The sequence below is a fragment of the Streptomyces palmae genome, assembly GCF_004684805.1.
Taxonomy (GTDB): domain Bacteria; phylum Actinomycetota; class Actinomycetes; order Streptomycetales; family Streptomycetaceae; genus Streptomyces; species Streptomyces palmae.
In genome coordinates this window covers 21401-28105 of sequence record NZ_SRID01000046.1, presented here as the reverse complement: position 1 = coordinate 28105, position 6705 = coordinate 21401, and the positions used below count along the sequence as shown (strand labels likewise).

Below are 6705 nucleotides of genomic sequence, written 5' to 3'. Positions count from 1 at the left end.
GGGTGCGTACGCGGCGGCCAACGCCTTCCTGGACGCGCTGGCCCAGCGCCGTCGGGACCAGGGGCTGCCGGCCACCGCGGTCGCCTGGGGGCAGTGGGCCGGCGGCGGCATGGCCACCGGCGCCGCCGGGGAGCACCTGGACCGCATCGGGGTGCCCGCCATGGATCCCGAACTCGCCCTGGAGGCCCTGTGGCTGACCCTGGCGGAGGACCGGACCTGTGTGACCGTGGCGGACGTCGACTGGCCGCGGTTCGCCGCCGGCTACACCGCCGCCCGCCCCCGGCCGCTGATCTCACTCCTGGCCGCGGAGCACACCGCGCCGCCCGAGCGGGCGGCCGGGACGGAGCGGGACGCGCGGCCCGACACCTTCCGGGACCGACTGGCCGGCCTCTCCCCGGCCGAGCGGCACGGGGAGCTGCTGGACTTCGTCCGTACCGAGGTCGCCGTACAACTGGGCCACGCGGACCCCTCCACCGTCGAACCCGACCGGCCCTTCAGGGAACTGGGCTTCGACTCCCTGGCCGCCGTCGGCTTCCGCAACCGCGTCACCGAGACCACCGGACTGCGGCTGGCCACCACCGTGGTGTTCGACCACCCCACCGCGCAGGCGCTCGCCGAACACCTCCACCAGGAGCTCTTCGGCGGCCCGGAGACCACCGGGACACCCGAGGTCCCCTCCGTCCTCGACCAACTGGACCAGCTGGAGCGGACCCTGGCCGGCACCGGCGCGCAGGCAGCCGACCGGGAGCGGATCGCCGCCCGCCTCACCGAACTGCTGGCGCGCTACCGCCGGCAGGACCCGGCCGCCGAGCCGGAATCCGGCGAGGACCTGGACCGGGCCTCCGACGACGAGATGTTCGAGATCATCGGCAAGGAATTCGGGATCTCCTGACATGCGGTCCACCCTCAGGCATCCCGGCGACAAGGGGTCATCAGCCATGTCCAACGAAGAGAAACTCCGCCACTTCCTCAAGCAGACCGCGGCCGACCTGCGCCGGACCAGGAACCGGCTCCAGGAACGGGAGGAGGCCGCCCGGGAGCCGGTGGCCATCGTGGGCATCGCCTGCCGCTTCCCCGGCGGGGCGAACTCCCCGGAGCAGCTGTGGGACCTGGTCGCCCGGGAGGCCGACGCCATCGCCGGCTTTCCGACCGACCGCGGCTGGGACCCGCACCGCGTCTACGGCCGCGAGCTGGAACGGGCCGGCGGCTCCACCACCGACCAGGGCGGATTCCTCTACGACGCGGGGGAGTTCGACCCCGAATTCTTCGGCGTCTCGCCCCGCGAGGCACTGGCCATGGACCCGCAGCAGCGGCTGCTGCTGGAGACCTCCTGGGAGGCCGTCGAACGCGCCGGGATCGCCCCGACCGCACTGCGCCGCAGCAGCACCGGTGTCTTCGTCGGCGCCTCCGCCCTGGGCTACGGGGGCGGGATGCACACCGGCACGGCCGATCTCAACGGCCACCGGGTCACCGGCGGCGCGATGTCCGTGGTCTCGGGCCGGGTGGCCTACTCCCTGGGCCTGGAAGGGCCCGCCGTCACCCTGGACACGGCCTGCTCCTCCTCGCTGGTGGCCCTGCACTGGGCCTGCCACGCCCTGCGCACCGGCGAGTGCGACCTGGCCCTGGCCGGCGGTGTCACCGTGATGGCACGACCGACCGCCTTCGTGGAGTTCTCCCGCCAGCGCGGCCTGGCCTCCGACGGCCGCTGCAAGTCCTTCGCGGCGGCGGCCGACGGTACGGGCTGGGGCGAGGGCGTCGGCCTGCTGCTGGTGGAGCGGCTCTCCGACGCCCGGCGCAACGGCCATCCGGTGCTGGCGGTGGTGCGCGGCAGCGCGGTCAACCAGGACGGCGCCAGCAACGGGCTGACCGCCCCCAACGGGCCCTCGCAGCAGCGGGTCATCCAGGCCGCCCTGGAGCAGGCGAGGCTGTCGCCATCCGAGGTGGACGCGGTGGAGGCGCACGGCACCGGGACCACCCTGGGGGATCCGATCGAGGCCCAGGCGCTGCTGGCCACCTACGGGCAGGGGCGCGAGGCGGACCGCGATCCGCTGTGGCTGGGGTCGGTGAAGTCCAACATCGGTCACACCCAGGCCGCCGCCGGAGTGGCCGGCGTGATCAAGATGGTGATGGCGATACGGCACGGGCTGCTGCCCCGCACCCTGCACGTGGACGCGCCCTCCCCCCACGTCGACTGGACGGCCGGGCGGGTCGAGCTGCTGACCCGGGCCCGCCCGTGGCCGGAGCCGGGCCGCCCGCGCCGGGCCGGGATCTCCTCCTTCGGCATCAGCGGCACCAACGCCCATGTGATCCTCGAACAAGCCCCGCCCGCCGAGGAGGTCGCCGAGCACGGCGACCAGGAGGCGGCACCGGGCCTGGGCGGTCTGCTGCCCTGGGTGCTCTCGGCCCGTACCGGTGCGGCCCTGCGGGTACAGGCCGCCCGGCTGCGGGAGTGGCTGGCGGCCCGCCCCGAGGAGCCCGCCCAGGACATCGGATGGTCCCTGGCCGCCGGCCGTGCGGCGCTGGAACACCGCGCGGTGGTCTGGGGCCGGGACACCGCGGAACTGGCCAGGGGCCTGGCCGCACTGGCCGGGGAGGACGGCGCCGCGGCGGTGGCGCCGGTGACCGCCGCCCGGACGGGGGTGCGCAAGGGCGCCAAGTGGGCGGCGGTCTTCACCGGCCAGGGTGCCCAGTACCGGGGCATGGGGCGGGAACTGTACGCCGCCTGCCCGGTGTTCGCCCGGGCGCTGGACGAGGTGTGCGCCGCCTTCGACCCGGTGCTGCCCCAGGCGCTGCGCGAGGTCCTACTGGGGACGGACGAGGACCTGGGACTGGACGACACCGCGCTGGCCCAGCCCGCGCTGTTCGCCTACGAGGTGGCGCTGTACCGCCTGTGGGAGTCCTGGGGCGCGGTCCCCGACTTCGTCACCGGGCACTCGCTCGGCGGCATCACGGCCGCCCATGTGGCCGGGGTGTTCCCGCTGGCGGACGCGGCGGCCTTCGTCGCGGCCCGAGCACGGTTGATGGGCGGGCTGCCGACCGGGGGCGCGATGCTCGCGGTGGGAGCCCCCGAGGAGCAGGTGGCGGCGCTCCTGCCGGCGGCGCCCGAGGGACCGCTGGAGATCGCCGCGGTCAACGGCCCGGCGAGCGTGGTGGTTTCGGGTACGGCACCCGGCGCGGCCTGGCTGGCCGAGCGGTGCGCCGCACACGGCTGGCGCTCCACCCGGCTGCGGGTCTCGCACGCCTTCCACTCCGCTCTGATGGAGCCGGTGCTGGAGCCGCTCCGCGAGGTGCTGCGCACCGTGGAGTTCGGCGCCCCGGTGATCCCGTACGTCTCGGACGGCACCGGGGAGGTGGCCACCGCGGCGCTGCTGCGCGACCCCGACCACTGGGTGCGGCAGGTGCGGCAGGCGGTGCGGTTCGGTGACGCCGTCGGCACCCTGCGCGCCAAGGGGGTGACGGCCTTCGTGGAGATCGGCCCGGACGCGGCACTCACGGCGATGGTCGCCGAGTGCACCGCCGGCGCCGAAGGGGTGCACGCGGTGGCGGCCCAGCGCCGGGGAAGGGACCCGCTGACCCAGCTGGCCACCGCCCTCGGGCAGGCGTACGGTCACGGGGTGCCGGTGGACTGGGCGCGGCTGACCGGCGGCCGGGGCCGCTGGGCCGACCTGCCCACCTACGCCTTCCAGCACCAGCGCTACTGGCTCGAACCGGAGCAGGAGCCGTCCAGCCCGCCGCGGCCCGAGCAGGACCCGGCCGAGACGGCCGACGGCATGCTGTGGCAGGCGGTCCAGGAGGCCGGCACGGAGGGGCTGGCCGCACTCCTGGGCGTGCCGGAGGACGCCACCGCGGGCACGCTGCTGCCGGCCCTGGCGGAGCTGCGCACCCGGCAGCGGCTGACCGCCACCGCGCGCTCGTGGAGCTATGAGGTCGGCTGGCAGCCCTGGTCGGACGCGGAACCGGAGCCACGGCTGCCCGGCCGCTGGCTGGTGGTCACGCCGGCCGGGCGGGACCTGGCCGGGCCGCTCGCCGAGGCGGTGGACGCGCTGGGCCGGCACGGCGCCGAGACGGTCGTACTGGAGGCCGATCCCGCCACCGCGACCCGCGAGGGCTTCGCCGAACGCCTCGGCGACGGCGGCCTGAGCGGGGTGGTGTCCCTGCTGGGCGCGGGGGAGACCGAGGACGCCGCGGGCCTCACCCGCGCCGTGTCCGCGACCGTCGCCCTGCTCCAGGCGCTGGGGGACGTGGGGGAGGAAGCACCGCTGTGGTGTCTGACCCGGGGTGCCGTGTCGGTGCTCGGCGAGGAACTGGACAGCACGGTGGGCGCCGCGCTGTGGGGCCTGGGCCGGGTGATCGGCCTGGAACACCCCGACCGCTGGGGAGGCCTGATCGACCTGCCGGCCACCGGGGACACCCGCACCTGGGCCACCGTGGTGGGGGCCCTGGCCGCGCGCTCCCCCGAGGACCAGCTGGCCGTCCGTCCGCTGGGGGTCTTCGCCCGCCGGCTGCGCCGGGCGCACGGCGCCGACGGCGGCACCGTACCGACCGCCCCGGCCTGGCGGGCACCGCACACGGTGCTCGTCACCGGTGGCACGGGGGCGCTGGGCGGCCGGGTGGCGCGCCGACTGGCCGAGGCCGGCACCGAACGGCTGGTGCTGGTCAGCCGCCGCGGCCCTCAGGCACCGGACGCCGACCGGCTCCGGACCGAACTGGAGGCCTCCGGCGCCGAGGTGATGACCGCCGCCTGCGATCTGACCGACCCGGCGGAGGTCGCCAAGGTGCTGGCGCGGGTACGGGAGCGGGACTGGCGGCTGCGCGCGGTGGTGCACACGGCCGGCGTGGCCGGGACGGCGGCCCTGGCCGACACCCGACCCGAGGAGATCACCGAGACCCTGGGTGCCAAGGTCGCCGGGGCGGTGGCGCTGGACGAGCTGACCCGCTGCGACGAGTTGGACGCCTTCGTGCTGTTCTCCTCGGCGGCGGGGGTGTGGGGTGGTGCGGGTCAGGGTGCGTACGCGGCGGCCAACGCCTTCCTGGACGCGCTGGCCCAGCGCCGTCGGGACCAGGGGCTGCCGGCCACCGCGGTCGCCTGGGGGCAGTGGGCCGGCGGCGGCATGGCCACCGGCGCCGCCACCGCGCAACTGGAGCGTATCGGCGTACCGGCCATGGCACCGGAGACCGCCCTGGAGGCACTGCGGCTGGCCCTGGCGGAGGACCGGACCTGTGTGACCGTGGCGGACGTCGACTGGCCGCGGTTCGCCGCCGGCTACACCGCCGCCCGCCCCCGGCCGCTGATCGGCGAGTTGGCCCCACCGCGGGAGCGGCCGGCCCGGCCCACCCCGGCCGGGGAGGGCCCGCGGGCCCTGCGCGACCGGCTGGCCGGCCGCCCGCCCGCCGAGCGGTCCGCGGTCCTGCTCGACCTGGTCCGCACCGAGGTCGCCGCCCAACTCGGCCACAGCGGCGCGGCGGCCGTCGACCCGGGCCGGCCGTTCCGCGAACTCGGCTTCGACTCCCTGGCCGCCGTCGGACTGCGCAACCGCCTCACCGAGGCAACCGGAGTGCACCTGGCGAGCACCCTGATCTACGACCACGACACCCCCGGGGAACTCGCCGAGCACCTGGCGGCGGCCCTGGACGGCCCCGCGGACCAGCCGCCGGCCGTCGACCCGCAGGCCGTACCGGAGTCCGACGAACTCCTCGGCTCGCTCTACCGGCGCCTGGCCCTGCTGGGCAAGATGAAGGACGCCGAGAGCCTGCTGGCCGGGGCCGCCAGCCTGCGGGACACCTTCGAGGACCTGGAGCAGCTCGCCGGCCCTACCCCGTTCGCCCGCCTGTCCCGCGGCACCGGCGAGCAGCCGGCCCTGATCTGCTTCCCGCCCTTCGCCCCCGTCGAGGGCGCCATCCAGTTCGGCCGACTGGCCGGCTTCTTCGACCGGTTCTGCGACACCTCGGTGCTCACCATCCCCGGCTTCCGCCCCGGCGAGCCGCTGGCCGCCTCCCGCGAGGTGCTGCTCGAGGTACTCACCGAGGCCACCGTACGCTGCGCCGACGGCCGGCCCTTCGTCCTGCTCGGCTACTCCTCCAGCGGCTGGCTCGCCCACGCGGTCGGCAGTCGGCTGGCGGCCACCGCGCAGCACCCCGAAGGCGTGGTGCTGCTGGACACCTATCTGCCGGCCAGCATGCCCCTGGCGCTGCGCAAGGCCATGAACTATGAGGTGATCGTGCGCCGGAAGGCGTTCGCCGCCCTGGACTACACCGGCCTCACCGCCATCGGCACCTACCGCGCCATGTTCCGCGGCTGGGAGCCGGCGCCGGGCACCGCCCCCACCCTGGTGGTACGACCCCGGGCCTGCGTCCCCGGAAACCCCGAGGAGCCGCCCCTGGACGTGGCCTGGCGGTCCCGGTGGCCCCATGAGCACCGGTCCGCCGAGGTGCCAGGCGACCACTGCACCATGATCGGCGAACACGCGGAACACACCGCGACGGTGGTTCGCGACTGGATCCGCGACCTGCCCCGCGCCGCGGGGTGATCCGATCGTGCGGGCGCCGGGGGGCCTGGTCGTGCGGGCGCCGCGAGGTGACCCGGTCGTCCCGGCGCCAGGAGGTGACCTGGTCGTGTCCGCGCCGGGACCTGACCCGGTCGTGCCCGCGCCGCCCAACGCCCCGCGCCACGACCCGAACTGGCCTGACCCACCGCCCAACGCCCCG

General features: G+C 76.0%; 2 protein-coding genes. Both read left to right on the top strand.

Features of this window, described 5'->3' with window-relative positions:
• The coding region (locus E4099_RS07825; RefSeq protein WP_135338218.1) for a phosphopantetheine-binding protein at positions 1–892 on the top strand (892 nt) is incomplete at its 5' end.
• Between the two features lie 46 nt (positions 893–938).
• A complete protein-coding gene (locus E4099_RS34805; RefSeq protein WP_135338217.1) occupies positions 939–6527 on the top strand; it encodes a type I polyketide synthase in 5589 nt (1862 codons plus the stop codon).
• Positions 6528–6705: the final 178 nt, after the last annotated feature.